This is a genomic window from Streptomyces sp. NPDC053427, from assembly GCF_044544985.1.
GTDB lineage: Bacteria > Actinomycetota > Actinomycetes > Streptomycetales > Streptomycetaceae > Streptomyces.
The window spans coordinates 198,418-220,591 of record NZ_JBITYA010000010.1 but is presented as its reverse complement, the minus strand read 5'-3'; the positions used below and the strand labels follow the sequence as shown (position 1 = coordinate 220,591).

The following is a 22,174-nucleotide window of genomic DNA, read 5'->3' as shown; positions in this document are numbered from 1 at the left end:
CAGACGCGGGCTACTTGCAAGCGCGGGCTATTTCGCACGTGTCCTATCCTGGTTCGTACGACCCATGAGGAGGTCTCCGATGACGCAGCAGACGCACGCGATGCCGCAGGCAGCGGCCGACGGGGCGCCCGGCGGCTCGCTCGCCCAGGGCTGGTGCGCGCTCTCCGCCCTGCATGGCCGTATCGAGTCGCACATCGAGCGCGCGCTCCAGGCCAAGCACGACCTCAGCGTCCGTGAGTTCTCGGTGATCAATGTGCTCAGCGAGCAGCACAGCGGACCGGGCGGCCATCTGCGGATGCACCAGGTCGCGGACGCCGTCGTACTCAGCCAGAGCGCCACCACCCGGCTGGTCACCCGGCTCGAGGAGCGGGGGCTGCTGGAGCGCTATCTGTGCGCGGACGATCGGCGCGGCATCTACACCAACGTCACTCCGGACGGCCTCGCGCTCCTGGAAGAGGCCCGGCCGACGCACGACAGCGCGCTGCGCGAGGCCCTCCAGGACGCGGCGAAGCGCCCCGAGCTGGCGCCGCTGGTCACGGCCGTGGAGACGCTCGCGCCGTCGGCGTAACGCGGACTCGCACAACAGCCGCCGGATGGGCGCGCATAGGGTCGCGCCCATGAGCGATATCGAGATACGCCGTGCGACCGAGGCGGACCTGCCCGCCATCATCGCGATGCTGGCCGACGACCCGCTGGGCGCCGCCCGTGAGTCGCCGGACGACCTGACTCCGTACCGCGCCGCGTACGAGGCGATCGCCGCGGATCCCCAGCAGCAGCTGCTGGTCGCGGTCCGCGGCGGCCGAACGGTCGGCACCCTCCAGCTCACCGTCATTCCCGGCCTCTCCCGGCGCGGCGCGACCCGCTCGATCGTCGAGGGCGTACGGATCCACGCCGACGAGCGGGGCGGCGGCCTGGGCACCCGGCTCATCGAGTGGGCGATCGAGGAGTCCCGGGCACAGGGCTGCTCCCTGGTGCAGCTCACCTCCGACGCGACCCGTATCGACGCCCACCGCTTCTACGAGCGCCTCGGCTTCGAAGCCTCCCACCTGGGCTTCAAGCTGGTGCTCTGAGACGCTCTCGGGTCGAGAAGCTCCGGCCGAGAGGCTCTTCTGGGCCGGAGCTTCTGGACCGCAGGACGGCGCGGCGCTACCGGGAGCGGGCGGCGCGCTCCCGTGCCCGTGCCCGGTGCGCCTTCTGTCGGCAGGCGGCACCGCAGTAGCGCGCGGGCCGGCCGGTCGGGGCCGCCGCGACCGGCCCCGCACACATCTCGCACCGCGTTTCGTTACGTCCGGGCGCCACCGTCGGCAGTTTCGTTACGGTACGGCTCGCCCGCAACCCGTCACACATCAACGCCGCCATCCGGCCCGGCGCCCCCGCCGCACCCCCTGCGCCGGACCGCCTGCGCTCCATCGCCATGCACCCGACCAGCACCGCACGGACATCGCCCAATTCCACGTCTGGCCTTACGGCTCCCGCCTGTTGAGCGCGCACCACCAGGACGCCCAGGGCCTCCGCGAAGTCCCGCTCGGGCCCCGGCGGCACCTCCGAACCCGAGGCGCCCGACGCCTCCAGCGCGTCGCACAGCGCTTTGTTCTGCGCAGCGAGCCGCACCACCGACGCCAAGTAGCGAAAGAACACCCCGCCCGGGTCCTCGGCATCGGCCAAGTCCCTTGCCGTATCGGTGAAGAGCTGCATCCGGTCCACGATCGACGCCCTGAACAAGGCTTCCTTGGACGGGAAATGGCGGTACACGGTCCCTGCGCCCACACCGGCACGGCGTGCGATCTCCCCGATCGGGACGCCCAACCCCTGTTCCTCGAAGGCGGATCGGGCCGCTTGGAGCACCAGCGCGCGATTGCGCCGGGCATCCGCACGCGAGGGAGCCGCCCCGGCGTCCGTCATCCGTCAGTCTCCTCGGATCGCCCGGGTCCGGCGTCGAGCACGCCGGGACGTCAACCGGGCCGTTCATTCCGATTCTATGAGGGGCCTGGAAGGTGGGGTGTGGAGGGCCGCGCCGGGTCGCGGGGCGGGGCGCGGCGCCGGCCAAAGCGAAGGGGCCCTGTTTCACGTGAAACGCTCGGTTTCACGTGAAACAGGGCCCCAACCGCCGCCTCCGTCGGCCCGGGCCGACGTCAGCTACGCCCCACGCCCCTCAGCGCACGGCGACCGCCTCGTCCCATGCCGCGCCCGCTGCCCCGGCGGCCGCCGCCTCGTCCACGTCGGCGCCCAGCGCCCGCAGACCGACGGCCAGCGCCGCGAGTGACGCCAGCACCACGCCCCGGTCCGCGGCGCGACCGTAGTGATTCACCCGGATCATCTCCTTGGCCAGCGCGCCCGCGGCGGCCTGCACCGGAACAGAGCGGTCGGCCGCGAGCGCGGCGGACACCACCTCGCGGGCATCCAGGCTCTGCGGCGCGCGCAGCGTCGTCGCGGCCGGTGCCGCATCCTCGTCCCGGATCACATACGGCACCGGACCGCCCAGCGCCTGTACGCCCGCCCGGACCGCCGCGGCCGCCGCGCGGTGCCGCGCGATGACCGCTTCCAGTCCCTCCGCCTCGATACGGTCCACGGCCTGCTCGAGGGCGAGCATCTCCAGCTGCGCCGGGGCGTGCGGCAGGGCGGTACGGCCGCCATCGATCCAGCGCTCCTTCCAGTCCCGCAACGAGAGGTAGGAGCGCCGCGGCGCCTGCTCATTGGCCACGATCCGCTCCCAGGCACGGGCGCTGACCGACGCCACGGAGACCCCGGCCGGTCCGGCCAGCGCCTTCTGCCCACCGATCACGCACAGGTCCACGCCCCACTCATCGGTGAGCAGCGGCTCGGCACCGACCGAGGCGACCGCGTCGAGCATCAGCAGCGCCCCGTGCTCACGCACCACGGCACCGATCTCGGCGACCGGGTTGGTGTTGCCGGTCGCCGCCTCGGCGTGCACCAGACTCACAAAGTCGATCTCGGGGTGCTCGTACAGCGCGTCCGCCACCTGCTGGGGGCTCACCGCGCCCGTGAACGGCGCCGTGATGGTGACGACCTCGGCGCCGCAGGAGCGCAGCCATCCGCCGAAGGTCTCGCCGTACGGGCCGGTGATGATGTTGAGCGCGGTGCTGCCGGGCCGTACGGCCGAGCGGATGCAGGCCTCCAGGGGCAGCAACGCTTCTCCCTGCATCGCCACGACATCGCAACGGGTGCCCATCAGTCCGGCGACCTTGTCCTCGATCCGCGCGAAGTGGGCGGCGGTGAGCGGCGGCAGGTCGAGCAGGTCCGGGGCAGCGGGGTTCGCGGTCGGGTCAGACACGGCAGTCACAGGGCCTTCCAGCGGTAGCGAGCCGCGCGATCCGGTGCGGCTCCTGACATCTCGCTCGACTGTACGTCCGCCCGTCACACCCCCGCTGAAGGGCCCCGGGCCCGCAGCCCGGTCCCGCCATCCCGCTCAGACCCGCCAGCCCTCCTCATCGACCCCGCCCGGCACGGGCCCGGCGGGCTCGTACGGCCCACGGGTAAAGACAAAGGTCCCCAGGTCCAGATGGCTGACCGAGCCGTCCGACGCCCGCACCGCGCGCAGCGTCTCGCCCGCGTAGTAGCCGTCCAAGCCGGTCCAACTGCCGTCCGGCTCCGGCCGGAAGCGCGAGCCGCGGCCGGGGCCCGACAGCGGCGCCAGCTCCAGTCCGCGCCCCGCCGTCAGCCTCAGCACGAACGGACGCGCACCCCAGTACCAGGGCCCGGTCAGCGCCAGCAGATCGTGGTCGAGCGGTCCGGTCAACGGGCGCCAGGGCTCCGGAATCCGCGGTTCGCGCTCGGCCACGATCTCCAGGAGGTCGGCCGCGATCCCGCCGACTGCGGGCCCCGAGGTGCAGTTGGCCAGTGCGATGCCGGCGACGTCCTCCTCGACGTCCACCCACAGGGCCGCCAGAAATCCCGGCATCGATCCCGTGTGCCCCGCCAGCAGACGCCCGCCGGGCACCCCCGCGCCGCCGCCCGTCCGCCGCGGATTCGTCCGTACGAGCTGCAGCCCCAGGCCGTAGCCCGCCTCCCAGCCGTCCCCCTCGGGCGGCACCGCCGGGGCCCGCATCTCGGCCACGCTCGACGCGCTCAGCACCCGCTCATCGCCCCGCAGCAGAAACGCCGCCCACCGGCACAGGTCCTCCAGCGTGGACCACAGCTGGCCTGCCGGGCCCATCAGCCCGGTGTCCTGGGCCGGTTCGGGCAGCATCGCATCGGCCCACGGGTGCACCGCCCAGCCGCCCGCGTGCGGCATCTGCGGCAGCAGCGTCGTCCGCGCCATTCCGAGCGGCTCCAGCACCTCGCGCCGCAGCACCTCACCCCACGGCTCGTCGCCCCGCAGCCGTTCGACGAGCGCACCGAGCAGGGCGTAGCCGGGGTTGGAGTAGTGATGCCGCCGTCCGGCCGGCAGGCGCTGCGGCCGTTCGCCGAAGAGATCCGCCGGCTCGGGCCGCACTTCACCCGCGGTCCGCTCCCACCACGGCCCCCGCGCCTCCGCCGCCAGCCCCGAACTGTGCGCCAGCAGTTGAGCGACCGTCGCCTCCGGCACCGGGGTGCCTTCCAGGTGCCGACCGATCGGGTCCGCCAGATCCAGCAGCCCTTCGTCCCGCAGCCGCAGCACCATCACCGCGACGAACGTCTTGGTGAGGGAACCGATCCGGTACTGCACATCGGCGTGCGGGACCTCCCCGGGCACCGAGGTCCGGGCCCCCGTCCACACCGCCCGCCCCTCGCGGACGACCGCGCCCATCATCGACGGTGCCCGCCCCTCGGCCTGCCCGACCGCCAGCCGGCGCAGCAACGCCCGCCGCGTCTGCGGCATCAGCTCGGCATACGCCTCGCCGGTGTCGGCCGTCCCCGCCCGGATTGCCGCCGGTCCCGGCTCGCCGGCGCGCGGTTCGGGCAGGGCTTCGGTCTCCTGGGTTTCCGGGTCATTGCTCCCGGACTCCCGCGACTCGGGCTGCTGGGACGTGGCGGACGCGGCGGTGGTCATCGTGCTCCTCAACGGCCGGTGCGGCTGATGCGGCTGGGCGGCGGGCTCCTGCCCACCGTCGCTCACCCTCTCGCGATCACCGCCCGACACGCGAGACCATTGCGACCCCGTCGCTCGTCGTCACCGCAGTGCAGCCGCCCCGATCACCGCACCGAGCGCCGCCTGTTCCTCCTCCGGCAGCCGGCGCGCCGAATGGACCATGTGCAGCGCGGCCCGCAGCCGTATCCGGTCCTCGTCCGTCCCCAGGTATCCGAGGTAGGCCGGCAGCGTCAGTCCCAGCGCCATGAGATCGGCCCGCGCACACCACCGCGACAGCAGCTCCCGGATACGCGTATCGACGTCTTCCCCGAGTGACCGCAGTGCCGGAGAAGTGCCCTCCGAGGGGCCGTTCCCCGTCTCGATATTTGCCGCCTCCGGCGCCGTATCACGTATCCCCTCGCCGATCGCGAACCGATTCCAGTCGCCGTACTGCCCCTCAGGCAGCTCACCCACCCGCTCGGCGGCCCGTACGAAGTACCCGTACGCCAGGGCCGGTTGTCCCTGCTCCTGGTGCGCCCGCCCCATGTTCACGTACAGCGAGGGGTAGAACCCCCGCACCCGCTCGTCCGCCACCAGGTCGGCCCGGTCCAGACACTCCTGGTTCCAGCGGAGCGTCTCCTCGGGCGAGCTCTGGTGCCGGGCGAGGTAGTGCGCGGCGATACACGCCTCGTAGTCGTCACGGGCCACGTCCCAGGCCTGCCGAAAGAGTTCGTACGCCGCATCGGCGCGCCCGTCCGCCTCGGCCTCCATTCCCGCCACACACAGCCGCACGACCGGCAGATCCGGATCCATTCCCCGGTTCCCTTCGTCAGCCATCGGTGCGACCTCCATGCGTACGGACACCGGCCCGCTCGCTCACCGGCATCACCAACGTCGTAAAGCTCCCCTGGTCGGCTGAACGGACCACGACGGGCCGGTCCGCCGAGACGATCTCCAGCAGCACATCGGGCCCCACCCCGACCTCCAGCGCGGGCACAAGAACCGCCGGATCAAAGGCGATCCGCGGCACCACGCCATGTTTCACGGCCCCATGTTTCACGTGAAACACCGCCGGCAGCCGGACCGGCTCCCGTTCCCCGCCCGTCACCTCGAGCTCCTGCTGGCCGCCGCACACCGTGCCCGCCACGAGAGTTACCGCACCGCTCCGTCCGGCAACCGCATCCCTCAGCCGGCTCCGGTCGACGATGACCCGGTACCGCCCGGTCTCCAGCCCCTCCAGCATCAGCCGGTAGTCCGGGAAAGCATCGGGATCCGGGGCCGGGTGCCGACCTTGCTCCCGCGGTGGCTCCCAGAGCTCGCCCCCGACGGCGCTCCGAAGCCTGAACCCCGCCGCCTCCGCCGCCCCCTCCGTAGGCACCGCATCCGCCCCGCACTCCACCTCGACCGTCATCTGCCGTACGGCCCACTCCGCCAGGCCCCGCGCCGCCTCCGCTTCGATCAGCATCGTGCGCGGCCCGCCCTCGAAGGCCGCGGCCCGCAGCACCCGCACGGCCAGTCGATAGCGGTCCGTGGCCACCAGCCGCACCTCGCCATCGACGAGTTCGAGCAGCACACACCCCAGCACCGGGAACTCCTCGTGCGCCGCCCCCACCGCCGCGGCGGGCGCCACCTGCCGCACCGCACCGGCCAGTTCGGCCCCATCGACCCGGGCCCGCGCCCAGCGTCCCCCCGCCTCCCCCGCCGCTTCCCGCAGGAAGCCCTCCACCACCGCCTGCGCCTCGTCCGCCGTACGCCGCGTCCGCTCCAGATGCGCCCGCAGCACGTCCCGCGCCGCGTCCTGAGCACCGTCCAGCACCACCGCGACATCCACCAACGGCAGTCCCGCCGCCCGCAGCCGGCGCAGCCGCACAGCGCGGGCCGCCTGGCCCGCCGCGTAGTACCGGTACCCCGTCGCCGCATCCACCCGGGCCGGCCGCAGCGCGCCGCAGTCGTCGTAGAACCGCAGCGCGCTCGGCGTCAGCCCCACCCGCCGCGCGAATGCGCCGATGCCCAACAGCTCTTCGTCCTCGTCCATGAGCGGGATTGTCGGGCTTCAACCTGCCTGAAGGTCAAAGGCCCAGCCGCGGAAGACCGTTTACGGCATGGGGGAGGCACGCCCCGGGTCCGGCGAACACCGGGCGTCCCCTCACGGGCCGCTTGCCCCGAGCCCCACCAGCCCCGTCTCATACGCCAGGATGACCGCCTGGGTACGGTTCTGGGCCCCGAGCTTGGCCAGCACATTGCCCACATGCGTCTTCACGGTCTCCACGCTCACGATCAGCTCGGTGGAGATCTCCTGGTTCGTCAGGCCCTTCGCCATCCGCCGCAGGATGTCGGTCTCCCGGTGGGTGAGCGCGTCCACCTTCCGGGCGGATTCGCGGCGCACGGGCCGGCTGGTGGCCAGCCGCCGCACGGCCTCGGGGAACAGCACGCTGTCGCTCGTGGCGACCAGCCGGATGGCCTGCGCGATCTGCCGTGCCGGGGCGCGCTTGAGGACAAAGCCGCTGGCTCCGGCCTGCAGGGCGTCGTAGACATACTCATCGTTCTCGAACGTGGTGATCACGATGATCTTGGGCGGGTCGGACAGCTCGGACCGCAAACGCCGGGTGGCCTCGATCCCGTCCAGCCGGGGCATCCGTACGTCCATCAGCACCACGTCCGGCCGCAGCCGCACGACCAGGGGAAGCACCTCCGCCCCATCGGCGGCCTCGCCGACGACCTCCAGGTCGGGTTTGGCGGACAGCAGAGCCCGCAGCCCGGTACGGGTGAGCTCCTCGTCGTCGGCGATGAGCACGTTCAGCAGCGCGTCCGGGGCCGTATCCGGGCCGGCCGGGGCGCCATTCGCGGTGCCGGCGGTGTGCGCGCTGCTCATGGCGCCGACGGTAGCGGAATCCGCACCAGGAGCCGCCAGCGTCCGCCGCCCTGTTCCTCCCCCTCGTCGCCCTTGCCCGGCACCATTCCGGTGAATGCCTCGCCGCGCAGCAACCGCACCCGCTCCGCGATCCCGGCCAGGCCGAGCCCCTTCCCCCGACGCTCACCCGGCCGAAGGCAACCGGCATCCGCATCAACGGGGTTGGTGAGTTCCACCACCAGCCAGCCGTCCTGGACGGTGACGCTCAGTGCGATCCCCTTCTTCGTCCCGTAGCGCAGGGCGTTGGTCAGCCCCTCCTGGACGATCCGGTACGCCTCCCGCGAGGCGGTGGCAGGTATCCGGTCCACCGCACCCAGGGTCTCGACGCACACCTCGGCTCCGGCCCGCCGCACCCGCTCCACCAGAGAGTCCAGCTCGCCGAGCGAGGGCTGCGGTGCTCTGGGCGATTGGGCCTCCCGCAGGACTCCGAGCACATGGTCGAGGTCGTCCATCGCGGCCCGGGAAGTCTCCTCGATGCTGGTGAGGGCCCGGCGTGCCGCAACCGGGTCGCGCTCCATCAACTCTCCCGCCACGGCCGCCTGGATCGTGGACGCCGTAAGGGTGTGGCCGATGGAGTCGTGCAGTTCCTGAGCCAGTCGATTGCGCTGGGCCAGCTGCTGCATCTGCTCCTCGACGGCGGCCAGCCGCTCTGCGGGGTGGTGGTCGAGGAAGACCGGCGCGAGCAGCCGGAGCACGGCCGCCGCCCCGGTGGGGACCGCCACCGCCATCGCCAGACACCCGACGGCCGCGCCCCAGGCCCACAGGCCCGACAGGCCCGAGTCCACCTTGAGGTGCCACCCGAAGGCGTCGAGAGCGCCCCCGCCCCGCAGCCGGACCGAAGCGCACATCACCGCGGTGAACAGCAGCAGACCGGTCAGCGCCGTGACCACGCCGCCCAGCGCCATATGCGGCACCAGCCACCCCGCCGTACGGAGCCGGTTGGTCCAGGGTTTCCAGGGCCGTTCGCCCGGCGCGGACTTCATCGGAGCGGGCAGATCAGTCCCCAGCAGCCGATTGGCCAGCTGCACACTGCCCCGCCGCGCCGCACGGGGGCAGGCCATGGCCACGATCACCGCAGCGAGCGCAAGCGTGAAGCCCACGATTCGCAGTACCGACGGCCACTTCGGCGGCGCGAACAGCATCGCGGTCGCCAACGGCAGCACGCCCAGCATCGCGCCGAGGAACGCATGGCTCCAGCCCGTTATGCCTTGTCTCGCGGCCCGGGCGAAGCGCGGGCTCATCCTTCTGCGCACGGCTTGATGATGGCACCCGACCAAGCCGTAGCCCTCCCCCGAAAGAGCCAGAACGACGTCCCGATTTCGCGGCAGTCCCCTGTCCCAGCGATGCGCACCCCCGACACGCGGTGCGACGGCTACTGATACCGACGCCACCACCAGCGCCGACAATTCGCCGCAAAGATCTCGGCCCGCCCGATTAGCCAGGGAGGGATTGCCGGCCGGAATCCCTGGACGGGCGGCGGTGGCTCTCCTGATGCCGAGGGCTCCCGTCCTCATACGGGTGCACCGGAGCGAGGAATGCGGCTGGCCCAGCCATCTCCGGCCGCGCCTGCACGCGGGCGGGACTGCATCGCCCCTCATCACAACCGCTCTCACCTGTCTGCGACGTCGAGGAGAGCCCCCTTCTGGGTCAGCGGTTCGCCCGATCGGAGAGCCGCTTCGACGGCTCGTCAGTAAGTGCTGGAGCACCGGGCGGGACGCCCCGGCCGTCCGCACCGCTCTCCCGGTAGCGCCGCGCCGCCGAGCCGACGGTAGAGGTGAGCCGGCGGGCGGTGACGTCGGTAGCCGGAATGGCCGTACCACCAGTTCGGCCCCAGGCAAGCACTACACACTCGCTTGCCGACTTCTTCTCCGTGGTGGGCCCGGAAAGCCGAATCCCGGAAGGGCGGGTCGACGGCGTGAAGGGCGTCCTTCGGGCAGGCATGGGCTGTTGGGAATTCGATTCGCCCAAGTGGGCCCCGGCAGCTTCAAGATCAATGTGGAGCGCTGCGGCAGGTCGGCACATGCGGCGGTTGCGGAGCCCTCGGAGCAACGACACCTCGACCCCACCCGCACTCATGGCCGTAGGACCGCACCAGACTTTCCGACCCCGAAGGATTCATCACCAACCACAACTGGCAGCACACACACGGTTGTTGCTCGCCGCCCCCGCTTCCGCTCATCACGCACCCAGCATCCGACCGCATCGCTCAGGGCCCGCGCGGACCCCACAACACAGCGCCGAATAGGCGGCATTCACTGCACGAACTCACCGCCTTGCCCACCGCGCCCTCTCGAATCGCGCTGCCCAGCGGTGGCCCACCACGACACCTCGCGTCCAATACCCCGCCCCTTCCAGGCCGTTGGCATTTCCTACGACCAACGCCGCCCTCCCTCTCCTCACCCGAGCGTCCAGCCGAAAGCATCACAAACCGGCCAGGTAAGCCACCCGCGCAGCCCGGCCCGACCGACAACTCCCCAAGCCCTCCAGCCCTCCACCCTCGACGGTGAGCGACGGCGAGAAACGGAAGGACGCGGCGGGCGATCGCTTCACCCGCCGCGACGGCAACACGCGACGTGACCGTTGGCGGCCTCGGCGCACTGAGGGTCCGAGCTCGGCGCGTTGCGCGCCACGAGCCGGCCGGCTCCGGAGGACCCGTATGCCAGCGCCGATGAGCGGTGCGGGATTTTTCGTATTAGCTTCCAGTAACTGTACGAAGTGGATCTCTTGCAGATCGCATCCGCTCAATCAATGGAGGAGATATGCGCAAGCTTCGCAAGGTCGCCGTTGTGGCAGCCGTCCTCGGCAGCGTCAGCTTCCTCGGCGCCGGCACCGCCAACGCCGCCGGTGGCGGGGGAGGTGGGTGTGGGGCACACGTCTTGGATGTCAATGTCCTCGGCGAGGTCGGGATCCTCAACGGACTGCTGGGCAACGCGCTCAACGGCGAGGGCGCTCCTGGCGGGCAGATCACCGGGATGGGCTCGTCCATGGGCTGCAACGGCCACGGTTGGTGATCGCCAGAAAGTCGCGCAGGTAACGAAAATGGGCCTCGGTGTCCGAGCCGCAGGCTCGGCGCCGCGGCCCATTTTCTGCCCTCCTTCTGAGCCCGGGCGTAGGCCCGTTCGCGGTTGCGTGGCGTCCGGGCATCAACTCGCAAGGAACGCAACACCTGTTCAGCCGGAAGAAGACGGCAGCCGCCCCCGGCTCCCGAGCGGCCTCCCCGTGACACCACGTGGCATGGTCTGAAAGCGGCCCGTCGAGCGGGAGCACAAAGACCGGGCTCCCCGTGAACCGCTTCAACGCCAGGCGAGTTGAGACCCCACAAAGCTGTAGGGCACCGATTCATCTCACCGACGCGGTTGCTCTGGCCTCGGGGCCCTTCCGTCCATCTCAGCACATGTCGCAGGGGAAACGTCCGAGCAGACCGACCATTCAGGTGCCGGCCCCGTCCCCCTGCGGCCCAGGTCCCAGATGGTGCCCCAACCGGATGGTGCCGGCGGCAGGACGAGGCCCCGAGCCGCCGCTCGGGATGGCTCGGCAGGCATCGAGTTGTCCGGGTCCGAAGATTCATCCGTCGGACAGTGGTCACGGCGATCCGGCAGATGGCGTCAGAACCCGGACGCCACAGAAGCCTCGCTCACGTCTGCGCCATATCCACAAACCGCGAGTAGTGGCCCTGGAACGCCACCGTGATCGTCGCCGTAGGACCGTTACGGTGCTTCGCCACGATCAGGTCGGCCTCGCCGGCGCGCGGGGACTCCTTCTCGTAGGCGTCCTCGCGGTGCAGCAGGATGACCATGTCGGCGTCCTGCTCGATCGAGCCGGATTCACGCAGGTCGGAGACCATCGGCTTCTTGTCCGTGCGCTGCTCGGGGCCACGGTTGAGCTGGGAGAGCGCGATGACCGGGAGCTCGAGCTCCTTCGCCAGGAGCTTGAGGTTTCGGGACATGTCCGAGACCTCCTGCTGGCGGCTCTCGGCGCGCTTCGAGCCACCGGACTGCATCAGCTGGAGATAGTCGATGACGACCAGCTTCAGCTCGTTGCGCTGCTTGAGCCGACGGCACTTGGCGCGGATCTCCATCATCGACAGGTTGGGCGAATCGTCGATGTACAGCGGCGCGGCCGACACGTCCGGCATCCGGCGCGCCAGGCGCGTCCAGTCCTCGTCCGTCATGCTGCCGGAACGCATGTGGTGCAGCGCGACCCGGGCCTCGGCGGACAGCAGACGCATCGCGATCTCGTTGCGCCCCATTTCCAGGGAGAAGATCACGCTCGGCAGATTGCTCTTGATCGAGCAGGCCCGTGCGAAGTCCAGCGCGAGGGTCGACTTACCCATGGCCGGACGGGCCGCGATCACGATCATCTGGCCCGGGTGCAGGCCGTTCGTCAGGGAATCGAGGTCGGTGAAGCCGGTGGGCACGCCCGTCATCTGTCCCTGGCGCGAGCCGATCGCCTCGATCTCGTCGAGGGCGCCCTCCATGATGTCGCCGAGCGGCAGGTAGTCCTCACTGGTCCGCTGCTCGGTGACGGCGTAGATCTCCGCCTGGGCGCTGTTGACGATCTCGTCGACGTCGCCGTCCGCGGCGTATCCCATCTGCGTGATCCGCGTGCCGGCCTCGACGAGCCGACGCAGTACGGCGCGCTCGTGGACGATCTCGGCGTAGTACTCGGCGTTGGCGGCCGTCGGTACCGACTGGACGAGGGTGTGCAGATACGAGGCGCCGCCGACCCGGCCGATCTCGCCGCGCTTGGTCAGCTCCGCCGCGATGGTGATCGGGTCGGCCGGCTCGCCCTTGGCGTACAGGTCGAGGATCGCCTGGAAGACCAGCTCGTGGGCGGGGCGGTAGAAGTCTTCGCCCTTCAGGACCTCGACGACGTCGGCGATGGCGTCCTTCGACAGCAGCATGCCGCCGAGCACCGATTGCTCCGCGTCCAGATCCTGCGGCGGAACCCGCTCGAAGCCGCCCGCCCAGGAACCGCCGTCATCGTCGCCGCGGTCCTGGCGGTCGCCGCGGCCGCGGCCCTTTCCCTCGCCTCGACGGGAGCGGGGGGCCGGCAGCCGGTCGCTCGGACCGGAGTCCGCCCAGGGGTCCTCCATGGGCTCGGGCATGCTCACCCCGGCACCTCCTCCCGTCCGCGACGCGGACCTTGCTGTGCTCTTCTTTCTTACGGCACAGCTCTGACAATCGAGTCGCCCGACTCCGGTTACGGCGCGTCGAGTTCGGACGAGGTCTCGGACCGGAACAGGCGGCGGGTGCCGGACCACGGTAGGCCCGCGGGCACCGTCCGCCAATCTGGTTATCCACAGGCCATGTGGATGACGAGCCTCTAGCTGTGGAGAAGTCCCCGGATCCTGTGCACGGCCCGGGGGAAACTACTGTGGACAAGCACACAATCACCCCATCCACACGCCTCTGACCTGGCCTTTTCTCATCCATAGGCTGTGGGGGAGAAAAACTTCGGCGACCCGCCCAAGATCACGGCAAACGGTACGGAGATGACGACTCCGCACAGCGGAAAGTAAGGATCACTGATGGGTTGCATCTCTTACCTGTGGAAGATTAGATTGCCCGCATGACACAGGCTCCCGCGACGCCACGGCGCGCCAACCGCCGCCATGACCGCGAGATCATCGCCCTCGCCCTGCCGGCCTTCGGCGCACTGGTCGCGGAACCGCTCTTCGTCATGGTCGACAGCGCCGTCGTCGGCCACCTCGGTACCTCCCAGCTGGCCGGTCTCGGCGTCGCCGCCGCCCTGCTGACCACCGCGGTATCCGTCTTCGTCTTCCTCGCGTATGCCACCACCGCTGCGGTCGCCCGCAGGGTCGGCGCCGGCGATCTTCCCGCCGCCATCCGCCAGGGCATGGACGGCATCTGGCTCGCCCTCCTCCTCGGCGCCGCGGTCATCACGGCCGTACTGCCCACCGCCCCCTGGCTCGTCGAAGCCTTCGGCGCATCCGGCACCGCAGCACCGTACGCCACGGACTACCTTCGCATCAGCGCCCTCGGCATCCCCGCGATGCTCGTCGTGCTGGCCGCCACCGGTGTGCTCCGCGGCCTCCAGGACACCAGGACCCCGCTGTACGTCGCCGTCGGCGGCTTCTCCGCCAACGCCGCACTCAACATCGGCCTGGTCTACGGCGCCGGCCTCGGCATCGCCGGCTCCGCCTGGGGCACCGTCATCGCCCAGTGCGGCATGGCAGCCGTCTACCTCACCGTCGTGATCCGTGGCGCACGCCGCAACGGCGCCTCGCTCCGCCCCGATGCGGCGGGGATACGCGCCTGTGCACAGGCCGGCGTCCCACTGCTGGTTCGCACCCTCTCGCTGCGCGCGGTGCTGATGATCGCCACCGCCGTCGCCGCCCGGCTCGGCGACGCCGAGATAGCCGCGCACCAGATCGTGCTCACCCTCTGGCAGCTGCTGGCCTTCGCCCTGGATGCGATAGCGATAGCCGGGCAGGCCATCATCGGCCGCTACCTCGGCGCGGGCGACCGCGACGGCGCCAAAGCAGCCTGCCGCCGCATGGTCCAGTGGGGCATCGCCTCCGGCCTCCTCCTGGGAATACTGGTCGCTCTCGCCCGACCGGTGTTCATCCCCCTGTTCACCGCCGATCCCGCCGTCCGCGGCCCGCTGATGACCACACTCCTGGTCGTGGCCGTCACTCAGCCGATATCCGGCGTCGTCTTCATACTCGACGGCGTCCTGATGGGCGCCGGCGACGGCCCGTATCTCGCCTGGGCGATGGTCGTGACGCTGGCCCTGTTCGCCCCGGTGGCGCTCGCCGTACCCGCCCTTGGCGGCGGGCTTGTCGCCCTGTGGTGGGCGATGGCGCTGATGATGACCGTGCGGATGCTGACGCTCCAGCTCCGTACCCGATCGGGCCGGTGGATTGTGACCGGGGCCTCCCGCTGAACTGTCCCGTAACCGCGAGTGGCTGTCGATAATGACCCTGTGCGCGCCCTCACCAGGAAATCCGTCCTGCCCCTGACGTTCATCGTCATCGTGGCAGCCGCTGTGGTGGGTTACTCCGCGGAGGACGCCGATATCGGCAACATCGTCAGCGGCCGCAGCAGTTTCGGCAAGTCCGGCGAGCCGGGACAGGATCCCCAGGACCAGGATCCCGCCGCGACGGCCCCGGCCGACGACGGCAACGCCTACACCCCGCGCAGAACCGAGCAGAACGCCCGGGTCGGCGCGGTCTTCGAGAAGGACGAATCCGGCGACCACTTCTGCACCGCCAGCGTGGTCCAGAGCCCCGGCCGGAACATGCTCATCACGGCGGCGCACTGCGCCTTCGACGCCGAAGCCGGGACCACGGTGAACGATCTCGTCTTCGCCCCCGACTACCGCGACGGCGATGGACCCACCGGCCTGTGGAAGATCAGGAAGGTGGTCCTCGACGACCGCTGGGCCAAATCGCAGGACGAGGATCTCGACGTCGCCTTCCTGATACTCGACAAGAAGGACGGCAAGCAGATCCAGGACGTCCTGGGCGGCAACACCCTCGGCATCGACCGCGGCTTCGACAACGAGGTCAAAATCACCGGCTATCCCACCAGCCGCAACACACCGATCTCCTGCCAGAACCGCACCACGAAGTTCAGCGACACGCAGCTACGCATCCAGTGCACCGACTTCGAAGGCGGCACCAGCGGCAGTCCCTGGCTGGCCGACTACGACCCCAAGAGCCACACCGGCACGGTCATCGGCGTCCTGGGCGGTCATGAAGGAGGCGGCGACGAGGACGACATCTCCTATGCCGCGTACTTCGACGACGATGTCGCCGAGCTGTACAAGCACGCCCAGGACGTGGACTGAGCCCCGCGCCCGCGGCGCCCGAGACGGCGAAGGGCCGTACCCCGGTGAGGGGGTACGGCCCTTCAGCGTTGTGCTGTGCGGTGCTGCTGCGATTAAGCGGCAACGACCTCGACGCCGAGCTTCGCAACGACCTCGGCGTGCAGACGCACGGAGATCTGGTGCGCGCCCAGGGTCTTGATCGGCGAACCGAGCTCGACGCGACGCTTGTCGACGTCCGGGCCACCGGCAGCCTTGATCGCCGAGGCGATGTCGGCCGGGGTGACGGAGCCGAACAGACGGCCCGCGTCGCCGGCACGAACGGCCAGCTTCACGTTGACGCCCTCGAGCTGGCCCTTGACCTCGTTGGCCTGCTCGATCGTGGCGATCTCGCGGATCTTGCGACCGCGACGGATCTGCTCGACGTCCTTCTCGCCACCCTTGGTCCAGCGGATCGCGAAACCACGCGGGACCAGGTAGTTACGGGCGTACCCGTCCTTGACGTCAACGACGTCGCCGGCGGTGCCGAGGCCGGAGACCTCGTGGGTGAGGATGATCTTCATTTGTCGGTCACCCTTCCCTTATCGCGCGGTGGACGTGTAGGGCAGCAGCGCCATCTCACGGCTGTTCTTCACGGCCGTGGCGACGTCACGCTGGTGCTGAGTGCAGTTGCCGGTGACCCGGCGGGCACGGATCTTGCCGCGGTCGGAGATGAACTTCCGCAGCAGGTTCGTGTCCTTGTAGTCGACGTAGGAGATCTTCTCCTTGCAGAACACGCAAACCTTCTTCTTAGGCTTGCGAGCAGGCGGCTTCGCCATTGTCTCTCTCCAGTGAGTTCAAGAAGTTTGTGCTGACGCCCTCAAGGCCCCCGGCCGTTCCCCGGCGTTGTTTCACGTGAAACAACGCCTCGGACGGACCGGCTGTACGGACCTAGAAGGGCGGCTCGTCCGAGTAGCCGCCACCGGAACCGCCGGAGCCACCGCCCCAGCCACCGCCGCCGCCACCCTGCTGGCCACCGCCGGCAGGAGCACCGGTCGCCCACGGGTCGTCGGCGGGAGCACCGCCGCCGCCCTGCTGGCCGCCACCGGAGCCGCCGCCCCAGTTGCCGCCACCCTGGCCACCGCCACCCTGCTGGCCGCCGCCGAAGCCGCCACCCTGGCCACCGCGACCACCGGTCTTGGTGATCTTGGCCGTGGCGTTCTTCAGGCTCGCGCCGACTTCCTCGACGTCGAGCTCGTAGACCGTGCGCTTCACGCCCTCGCGGTCCTCGTACGACCGCTGCTTAAGGCGGCCCTGCACGACCACGCGGGTACCCCGCGTAAGGGACTCGGCGACGTTCTCCGCCGCCTGACGCCACACCGAGCAGGTCAGGAACAGGCTCTCGCCGTCCTTCCACTCATTGGTCTGACGGTCGAAGGTGCGGGGGGTGGACGCGACGCGGAACTTCGCGACCGCCGCACCGGACGGGGTGAAGCGCAGCTCGGGGTCGTCGACAAGATTGCCGACAACCGTGATGACGGTCTCGCCTGCCATTAGGGGAACCTCTCGGCGGGTGTGCTGCTGGCTGCTGGTGTTGCTGCTACTCGAACCCGGTTACCGCTGGACGCTTGCGCGCTCAGTGGGTCTCGGGACGGAGGACCTTGGTCCGAAGGACCGACTCATTCAGGTTCATCTGACGGTCGAGCTCCTTGACGACCGCAGGCTCGGCCTGCAGGTCGATGACCGAGTAGATGCCCTCGGGCTTCTTGTTGATCTCGTACGAGAGACGACGACGGCCCCAGGTGTCGACCTTCTCGACCTTTCCGTTGCCCTCACGGACGACGGAGAGGAAGTTCTCGATCAGCGGGGAGACAGCGCGCTCCTCGAGATCGGGGTCGAGGATGACCATCACCTCGTAGTGACGCATGTAGAACCCACCTCCTTTGGACTCAGCGGCCACGGTCGTTCCGTGGCAGGAGGGTCATGATGCGTTCCGCACCCGGCCCGGCCGGAGTATCCGGACAGACATGGGCGCAGACCGTACAGCGTACCCGCCTCAGGCCTTCCGGTTGAAATCCGAGCGCCACACCCCTCAATCTGGAACACAACGGGTGTGAGCGGCGTTACAGTGCGCCGCCCTGTCATCGGAGGTGCCGCATGGCACAGGCAGTAAGGACCCAGCGCAGCCTGATCTCGCTGCTCAACAGCGACGGCCAGGCTCATCCCGTCGAGAACACCCTCGCCATCGTGACCGTAGTCCTCGGCGCGATCGCCGCCTTCGCCACTTTCTCCCCCGGCCTGCACCTGCTCAGTTCCTGGGTAGGCCTGGTGGGAATCGGCACCGGCCTCTGGGGCCAGTTCATCTCGTCGACGACAGGTGAACGCTTTCTGTTGATCATCGGGCTCGGGGCATCGGCCTTCGGCTTCTACCTCGGCCTGGCACACGGCGGCCTCTTCGGCGGCGTCATCGGTTAGCACCACAGATCGGGGGCCGTACGGGCCCGTGCCCGCACGGCCAAGTCGGGGCGCTCCCCGGTCACAGTAGGCTTCGGCGCGAGAGCCGGAGCCCCGACAATGGGGACACACCTGCCGAGGAGCGCCCCGCATGACCTTGACCCTGAGGACCATCAGTCGAGAGCAGCATCTGGCATACATCCAGAACCTGCCCGCGGCCAGCCACATGCAGGTCCCTGCCTGGGCGGATGTCAAGGCCGAATGGCGGTCGGAGAGCCTGGGCTGGTTCGACGCGAGCGGCGAGCTGGTCGGCGCCGGCCTCGTCCTGTACCGCCAGGTGCCCCGGGTCAAGCGCTACCTCGCGTATCTGCCCGAGGGCCCGGTCATCAACTGGTTCACGCCGAACCTCAAGGACTGGCTGCAGCCGATGCTGGCGCATCTCAAGCAGCAGGGTGCCTTCACCGTGAAGATGGGCCCGCCGGTCGTCATCCGCCGCTGGGACGCCGCGGCGATCAAGTCCGGCATCCAGAACCAGGACGTCAAGCGCCTGCGCGAGGTGGAGGCGACCCACATCGAGCCCCGCGCCTTCGAGGTGGCCGACCAGCTGCGCCGTATGGGCTGGCAGCAGGGCGAGGACGGCGGCGCCGGCTTCGCCGACGTCCAGCCCCGCTATGTCTTCCAGGTGCCGCTCGCCGACCGGTCCCTCGAGGAAGTCCACAAGGGCTTCAACCAGCTGTGGCGCCGCAACATCAAGAAGGCCGAGAAGGCCGGTGTCGAGGTCGTCCAGGGCGGCTACGACGATCTGGCCGAATGGCAGCGGCTCTACGAGATCACCGCGGTCCGCGACAAGTTCCGGCCGCGGCCGCTCAGCTACTTCCAGCGCATGTGGACCGCCCTCAACTCCGAGGACCCCAACCGCATGCGCCTGTACTTCGCGCGGCACGACGGTGTGAACCTCTCCGCCGCGACGATGCTCGTCGTCGGCGGGCACGTCTGGTATTCCTACGGCGCCTCCGACAACATCGGCCGGGAAGTCCGCCCGTCCAACGCCATGCAGTGGCAGATGCTGCAGGACGCCTACAAGCTCGGCGCCTCGGTCTACGACCTGCGCGGCATCAGCGACTCTCTGGACGAGAACGACCACCTCTTCGGCCTGATCCAGTTCAAGGTCGGCACGGGTGGGCAGGCAGCGGAGTACCTCGGCGAGTGGGACTTCCCGCTCAACAAGCTCATGCAGAAGGCGTTCGACATCGCGATGTCGCTCCGCGGATAGCCCGCGCACCGCCGACAGCTCCACCGCACCGTTCGTACCCTGAGTCACCCAGCTACGAGAAAGGTCCCGGGCCCGGCCATGGCGCTCACTCTCTACGTCGACACCGCGCGCTGGCGGGCACACCAGCAGAGCGTGCTCCAGCAGTTCCCCGGGCTGGTCCCGGTCTGCAAAGGCAACGGATACGGCTTCGGCCATGAGCGCCTCGCCGAGGAGGCAACCCGCCTCGGTTCCGACATCCTCGCGGTCGGGACGACCTACGAAGCGGCGCGCATCAAGGACTTCTTCAGCGGCGACCTGCTCGTCCTGACCCCCTTCCGGCACGGTGAGGAGCCGGTGCCGCTGCCGGACCGGGCGATCCGTTCGGTCTCCTCGGTCGAGGGGGTGGGTGGCCTGGTCGGCGCCCGGGTCGTCATCGAGGTCATGAGCAGCATGAAGCGGCACGGCGTCAAGCCGGAGGACCTGCCGAAGCTGGCCACGGCCATCGAGGACGTCCGGCTCGAAGGGTTCGCGATCCATCTGCCGCTCGACCGCGCCGACGGGTCCGACGCCGTCGAGGAGGTCATCGGCTGGATGGACCGGCTGCGCGCCGCCCGGCTGCCGCTCCACACCATGTTCGTCAGCCACCTCAAGGCGCAGGAGCTCGCCCGTCTCCAGCAGCAGTTCCCGCAGACCCGCTTCCGGGCGCGGATCGGCACGTACCTGTGGCTCGGCGACCACGAGGCCACCGAATACCGCGGCTCGGTACTCGATGTGACCCGTGTCGCGAAGGGGGAGCGCTTCGGCTACCGCCAGCAGAAGGCGGCCTCCGACGGCTACTTGGTCGTGGTGGCCGGCGGCACCTCCCACGGCGTCGGTCTGGAGTCCCCCAAGGCGCTGCACGGTGTGATGCCACGCGCCAAGGGCGTGGCGCGAGCGGGCCTCGCGACCGTCAATCGAAACCTGGCGCCGTATGTGTGGGCCGGTAAGCAGCGCTGGTTCGCGGAGCCGCCGCACATGCAGGTGTCGATCCTGTTCGTTCCGGGGGATGCGCCCGAGCCCCAGGTCGGCGAGGAGCTGGTGGCCCACCTGCGGCACACCACCACCCAGTTCGACCGCATCGTGGACCGCTGACCAGGCCTCCATCACGCCAAGGGCCCGGTTCCGCAGACATCCTCTGCGCAACCGGGCCCGATGCGTACCCGCGGCGATGCCGGGGTCACTTCCGTACGGCGCCCCAGCGCACCTTCGGAGCCTCTACGAAGTGCGCCGCGTGCCGCGGCTCGTGGGCTGCCCGCCCGAGCACGAACACATCGGGCGCCCGGTCCAAGACGCCGCCCGACGGGTCATCGTCCCCGTCCCTGCGCACCACATCGCGCTCCGGCATCAGGATGTCCCGTACGACCACAGCGCACAGGTAGAGCGTGCCCAAGAGGTGGAGCACGATGGCGAGTTGATAGCCCTCGGGCGGCAGCCCCTGATGCTTGTCGCCGTTGCTCGTGTAGGCGAGGTACATCCAGATCCCCAGGTAGTACATGACCTCGCAGCCCTGCCAGATCAGGTAGTCCCGCCAGCGCGGGCGGGCCAGTGCGGCGAGCGGGATCAGCCACAGGACGTACTGCGGCGAGTAGACCTTGTTCGTGAGGATGAACAGCGCCACGACGAGAAACGCGAGTTGCGCGAAGCGCGGCCGGCGCGGGGCGTAGAGGGTGAGCAGACCGATGACGCCGCAGCCGACGATCATCAGCAGCGTGGCGTAGGTGTTGGCGTTCTCCAGGGGGTTTCCGGTCCGCTGTGAGATCAGTAGCCAGAGCGAGCCGAAGTCGATCGGCCGCTCCTGGCTGAAGGTGTAGAACTTGGCCCAGCCCTCCCGGATGTGGAACCCGACCGCATCGTGCGTGATCATCACCGGCAGATTCACCACGAGCCAGGCCGCCACGGCGCCGGCGAGGGCTCTGCCGTACGCCCGCCAGGCTCCCGCGCGCCAGCACAGCACCAGCAACGGACCCAGCAACAGCACCGGGTACAGCTTTGCCGCGGTCGCCAGGCCGATCAGTACGCCGGCCGCCAGCGGGCGGCTGCGCGACCACATCAGCATCCCTGCAGCGGTCAGAGCGACCGCGAGCAGATCCCAGTTGATGGTGGCAGTAAGGGCGAAGGCGGGCGCCAGGGCGACCAGCAGTCCGTCCCAGGGGCGGCGGCGGTGGGTACGGGCCACACAGACCGCCATGATGGCGGCACACGCCATCAGCATCCCGGCGTTGACCAACCAGTAGATCTGCTCACTGGGTACGCGGTCCTGAATCGTTCCCGGGCGGGGGGTCATCCACGAGGCGACCTCCATGAAGAGACCGGTCAGGACGGGGTACTCGAGATACTCCATGTCGCCGGGCAGCCGTTGGAAATACGGGATCAGCCCATCGGCGAAACCCCGCCCCGCGTAGAGATGGGGAATGTCGGAGTAGCAGGCATGGGTGTACTGGGTCGTGGCGCCGAAGAACCATCCGCCGTTGTAGCAGGGCAGCTTCTGAACCATGCCGAGCGCGAACACGCCGATCGCGACCAGCGCGATGACCCGCACCGGCGTCAGCCAACTCGTCCCGAGCAGCACGCGCCGGCCGATCGGCCCGCCGATCAGCTCGCTCCCGGCCGCCGCCACCTCATCCCGCTTCGTCGGCCGTACAGGCTCGTCCTGTCGCACGCTCGTCATGGCCCCATCCTGCCGTACCGCCCTGGGCCGAATACGGCGAAGCCCCCGCCCGGTCATCCCGGGTCGGGGGCT

General features: G+C 69.9%; 21 protein-coding genes. 8 read left to right on the top strand and 13 right to left on the bottom strand.

Annotated elements, in window-relative coordinates; all coding sequences use genetic code 11:
* Nucleotides 1-79: 79 nt before the first annotated feature.
* Together ACIGWZ_RS27435 and ACIGWZ_RS27430 are read left to right on the top strand one after the other, a co-directional pair.
* Nucleotides 80-568: a MarR family winged helix-turn-helix transcriptional regulator gene (locus tag ACIGWZ_RS27435; protein ID WP_400069121.1), complete on the top strand. Its 489-nt coding sequence runs from the start codon at nucleotides 80-82 to the stop codon at nucleotides 566-568.
* Nucleotides 569-617: 49 nt separating this feature from the next.
* A complete protein-coding gene (locus ACIGWZ_RS27430; RefSeq protein ID WP_400069119.1) occupies nucleotides 618-1,070 on the top strand; it encodes a GNAT family N-acetyltransferase in 453 nt (150 codons plus the stop codon).
* A 76-nt stretch (nucleotides 1,071-1,146) separates the two neighbouring features.
* Here the strand turns inward: ACIGWZ_RS27430 and ACIGWZ_RS27425 are convergent, their stop codons facing one another.
* From ACIGWZ_RS27425 to ACIGWZ_RS27395, 7 genes are all read right to left on the bottom strand, one after another.
* A complete protein-coding gene (locus tag ACIGWZ_RS27425; RefSeq protein ID WP_400069117.1) occupies nucleotides 1,147-1,902 on the bottom strand; it encodes a TetR/AcrR family transcriptional regulator in 756 nt (251 codons plus the stop codon).
* A gap of 250 nt (nucleotides 1,903-2,152) precedes the next feature.
* A complete protein-coding gene (locus ACIGWZ_RS27420; RefSeq protein WP_400069115.1) occupies nucleotides 2,153-3,292 on the bottom strand; it encodes a pyridoxal-phosphate-dependent aminotransferase family protein in 1,140 nt (379 codons plus the stop codon).
* Nucleotides 3,293-3,427: 135 nt separating this feature from the next.
* Nucleotides 3,428-4,819, bottom strand: coding sequence for a serine hydrolase domain-containing protein (locus tag ACIGWZ_RS27415; protein WP_400069457.1), 1,392 nt, complete (start codon nucleotides 4,817-4,819; stop codon nucleotides 3,428-3,430).
* 291 nt (nucleotides 4,820-5,110) lie between these two features.
* Nucleotides 5,111-5,845 (bottom strand): hypothetical protein, encoded by a 735-nt coding sequence (locus tag ACIGWZ_RS27410; RefSeq protein WP_400069113.1) that lies wholly within the window; start codon nucleotides 5,843-5,845, stop codon nucleotides 5,111-5,113.
* Nucleotides 5,838-7,043 (bottom strand): MerR family transcriptional regulator, encoded by a 1,206-nt coding sequence (locus tag ACIGWZ_RS27405; protein WP_400069110.1) that lies wholly within the window; start codon nucleotides 7,041-7,043, stop codon nucleotides 5,838-5,840. Before ACIGWZ_RS27405 ends, ACIGWZ_RS27410 begins: the two co-directional genes overlap by 8 nt.
* 111 nt (nucleotides 7,044-7,154) lie before the next feature.
* Nucleotides 7,155-7,880, bottom strand: a complete 726-nt coding sequence (locus ACIGWZ_RS27400) for a response regulator (RefSeq protein WP_400069109.1) — start codon at nucleotides 7,878-7,880, stop codon at nucleotides 7,155-7,157.
* On the bottom strand, nucleotides 7,877-9,172 hold the full coding sequence (locus ACIGWZ_RS27395) for a histidine kinase (RefSeq protein WP_400069107.1): 1,296 nt from the start codon (nucleotides 9,170-9,172) through the stop codon (nucleotides 7,877-7,879). Before ACIGWZ_RS27395 ends, ACIGWZ_RS27400 begins: the two co-directional genes overlap by 4 nt.
* A gap of 1,506 nt (nucleotides 9,173-10,678) precedes the next feature.
* Here ACIGWZ_RS27395 and ACIGWZ_RS27390 point away from each other — a divergent pair.
* A complete protein-coding gene (locus ACIGWZ_RS27390; RefSeq protein ID WP_400069105.1) occupies nucleotides 10,679-10,930 on the top strand; it encodes a hypothetical protein in 252 nt (83 codons plus the stop codon).
* A 623-nt stretch (nucleotides 10,931-11,553) separates the two neighbouring features.
* On the opposite strand, the gene dnaB is transcribed toward ACIGWZ_RS27390, so the two are convergent.
* Entirely contained in the window at nucleotides 11,554-13,026 is a 1,473-nt protein-coding gene (gene dnaB / locus ACIGWZ_RS27385; protein WP_400069103.1) for a replicative DNA helicase, read from the bottom strand.
* Between the two features lie 464 nt (nucleotides 13,027-13,490).
* On the opposite strand from dnaB, the gene ACIGWZ_RS27380 reads away from it, so the two are divergent.
* Nucleotides 13,491-14,828, top strand: coding sequence for an MATE family efflux transporter (locus tag ACIGWZ_RS27380; protein WP_400069101.1), 1,338 nt, complete (start codon nucleotides 13,491-13,493; stop codon nucleotides 14,826-14,828).
* Nucleotides 14,829-14,867: 39 nt separating this feature from the next.
* Nucleotides 14,868-15,734, top strand: coding sequence for a trypsin-like serine peptidase (locus ACIGWZ_RS27375; protein ID WP_400069098.1), 867 nt, complete (start codon nucleotides 14,868-14,870; stop codon nucleotides 15,732-15,734).
* 92 nt (nucleotides 15,735-15,826) lie between these two features.
* Here the strand turns inward: ACIGWZ_RS27375 and rplI are convergent, their stop codons facing one another.
* The 4 genes from rplI to rpsF all read right to left on the bottom strand — a co-directional run bounded on the left by rplI (nucleotide 15,827) and on the right by rpsF (nucleotide 17,616).
* The gene (rplI, locus tag ACIGWZ_RS27370) at nucleotides 15,827-16,273 is read right to left on the bottom strand and encodes a 50S ribosomal protein L9 (RefSeq protein ID WP_400069096.1); all 447 of its coding nucleotides are present in this window, start codon (nucleotides 16,271-16,273) and stop codon (nucleotides 15,827-15,829) included.
* Nucleotides 16,274-16,291: 18 nt separating this feature from the next.
* On the bottom strand, nucleotides 16,292-16,528 hold the full coding sequence (gene rpsR, locus ACIGWZ_RS27365) for a 30S ribosomal protein S18 (RefSeq protein ID WP_003978893.1): 237 nt from the start codon (nucleotides 16,526-16,528) through the stop codon (nucleotides 16,292-16,294).
* Nucleotides 16,529-16,640: 112 nt separating this feature from the next.
* Complete coding sequence (locus ACIGWZ_RS27360) at nucleotides 16,641-17,243, bottom strand: single-stranded DNA-binding protein (RefSeq protein WP_400069094.1); 603 nt, start codon at nucleotides 17,241-17,243, stop codon at nucleotides 16,641-16,643.
* 82 nt (nucleotides 17,244-17,325) lie between these two features.
* A complete protein-coding gene (gene rpsF, locus ACIGWZ_RS27355) occupies nucleotides 17,326-17,616 on the bottom strand; it encodes a 30S ribosomal protein S6 (protein WP_003978891.1) in 291 nt (96 codons plus the stop codon).
* Between the two features lie 230 nt (nucleotides 17,617-17,846).
* Here rpsF and ACIGWZ_RS27350 point away from each other — a divergent pair, with 230 nt between their 5' ends.
* The 3 genes from ACIGWZ_RS27350 to ACIGWZ_RS27340 all read left to right on the top strand — a co-directional run bounded on the left by ACIGWZ_RS27350 (nucleotide 17,847) and on the right by ACIGWZ_RS27340 (nucleotide 20,526).
* Nucleotides 17,847-18,164, top strand: a complete 318-nt coding sequence (locus ACIGWZ_RS27350; protein ID WP_400069092.1) for a hypothetical protein — start codon at nucleotides 17,847-17,849, stop codon at nucleotides 18,162-18,164.
* 130 nt (nucleotides 18,165-18,294) lie between these two features.
* Nucleotides 18,295-19,416 carry a lipid II:glycine glycyltransferase FemX gene (locus tag ACIGWZ_RS27345; protein WP_400069091.1) on the top strand — a complete coding sequence of 374 codons (1,122 nt, stop codon included), beginning with the start codon at nucleotides 18,295-18,297 and terminating at the stop codon, nucleotides 19,414-19,416.
* A 78-nt stretch (nucleotides 19,417-19,494) separates the two neighbouring features.
* Complete coding sequence (locus ACIGWZ_RS27340) at nucleotides 19,495-20,526, top strand: alanine racemase (RefSeq protein WP_400069089.1); 1,032 nt, start codon at nucleotides 19,495-19,497, stop codon at nucleotides 20,524-20,526.
* An 85-nt stretch (nucleotides 20,527-20,611) separates the two neighbouring features.
* On the opposite strand, the gene ACIGWZ_RS27335 is transcribed toward ACIGWZ_RS27340, so the two are convergent.
* Entirely contained in the window at nucleotides 20,612-22,102 is a 1,491-nt protein-coding gene (locus ACIGWZ_RS27335) for a glycosyltransferase family 87 protein (protein ID WP_400069087.1), read from the bottom strand.
* Nucleotides 22,103-22,174 lie beyond the last annotated feature (72 nt).

Coding starts and splice junctions, on each gene's coding strand:
- ACIGWZ_RS27415 (WP_400069457.1), bottom strand. CDS start 4,819: ATGCCGCAGACGCGGCGGGCGTTGCTGCGCCGGCTGGCGGTCGGGCAG.
- ACIGWZ_RS27340 (WP_400069089.1), top strand. CDS start 19,495: ATGGCGCTCACTCTCTACGTCGACACCGCGCGCTGGCGGGCACACCAG.
- ACIGWZ_RS27350 (WP_400069092.1), top strand. CDS start 17,847: ATGGCACAGGCAGTAAGGACCCAGCGCAGCCTGATCTCGCTGCTCAAC.
- ACIGWZ_RS27335 (WP_400069087.1), bottom strand. CDS start 22,102: ATGACGAGCGTGCGACAGGACGAGCCTGTACGGCCGACGAAGCGGGAT.
- ACIGWZ_RS27345 (WP_400069091.1), top strand. CDS start 18,295: ATGACCTTGACCCTGAGGACCATCAGTCGAGAGCAGCATCTGGCATAC.
- rplI (WP_400069096.1), bottom strand. CDS start 16,273: ATGAAGATCATCCTCACCCACGAGGTCTCCGGCCTCGGCACCGCCGGC.
- ACIGWZ_RS27390 (WP_400069105.1), top strand. CDS start 10,679: ATGCGCAAGCTTCGCAAGGTCGCCGTTGTGGCAGCCGTCCTCGGCAGC.
- ACIGWZ_RS27405 (WP_400069110.1), bottom strand. CDS start 7,043: ATGGACGAGGACGAAGAGCTGTTGGGCATCGGCGCATTCGCGCGGCGG.
- ACIGWZ_RS27400 (WP_400069109.1), bottom strand. CDS start 7,880: ATGAGCAGCGCGCACACCGCCGGCACCGCGAATGGCGCCCCGGCCGGC.
- ACIGWZ_RS27430 (WP_400069119.1), top strand. CDS start 618: ATGAGCGATATCGAGATACGCCGTGCGACCGAGGCGGACCTGCCCGCC.
- rpsF (WP_003978891.1), bottom strand. CDS start 17,616: ATGCGTCACTACGAGGTGATGGTCATCCTCGACCCCGATCTCGAGGAG.
- ACIGWZ_RS27380 (WP_400069101.1), top strand. CDS start 13,491: ATGACACAGGCTCCCGCGACGCCACGGCGCGCCAACCGCCGCCATGAC.
- rpsR (WP_003978893.1), bottom strand. CDS start 16,528: ATGGCGAAGCCGCCTGCTCGCAAGCCTAAGAAGAAGGTTTGCGTGTTC.
- ACIGWZ_RS27410 (WP_400069113.1), bottom strand. CDS start 5,845: ATGGCTGACGAAGGGAACCGGGGAATGGATCCGGATCTGCCGGTCGTG.
- ACIGWZ_RS27360 (WP_400069094.1), bottom strand. CDS start 17,243: ATGGCAGGCGAGACCGTCATCACGGTTGTCGGCAATCTTGTCGACGAC.
- ACIGWZ_RS27435 (WP_400069121.1), top strand. CDS start 80: ATGACGCAGCAGACGCACGCGATGCCGCAGGCAGCGGCCGACGGGGCG.
- ACIGWZ_RS27425 (WP_400069117.1), bottom strand. CDS start 1,902: ATGACGGACGCCGGGGCGGCTCCCTCGCGTGCGGATGCCCGGCGCAAT.
- dnaB (WP_400069103.1), bottom strand. CDS start 13,026: ATGCCCGAGCCCATGGAGGACCCCTGGGCGGACTCCGGTCCGAGCGAC.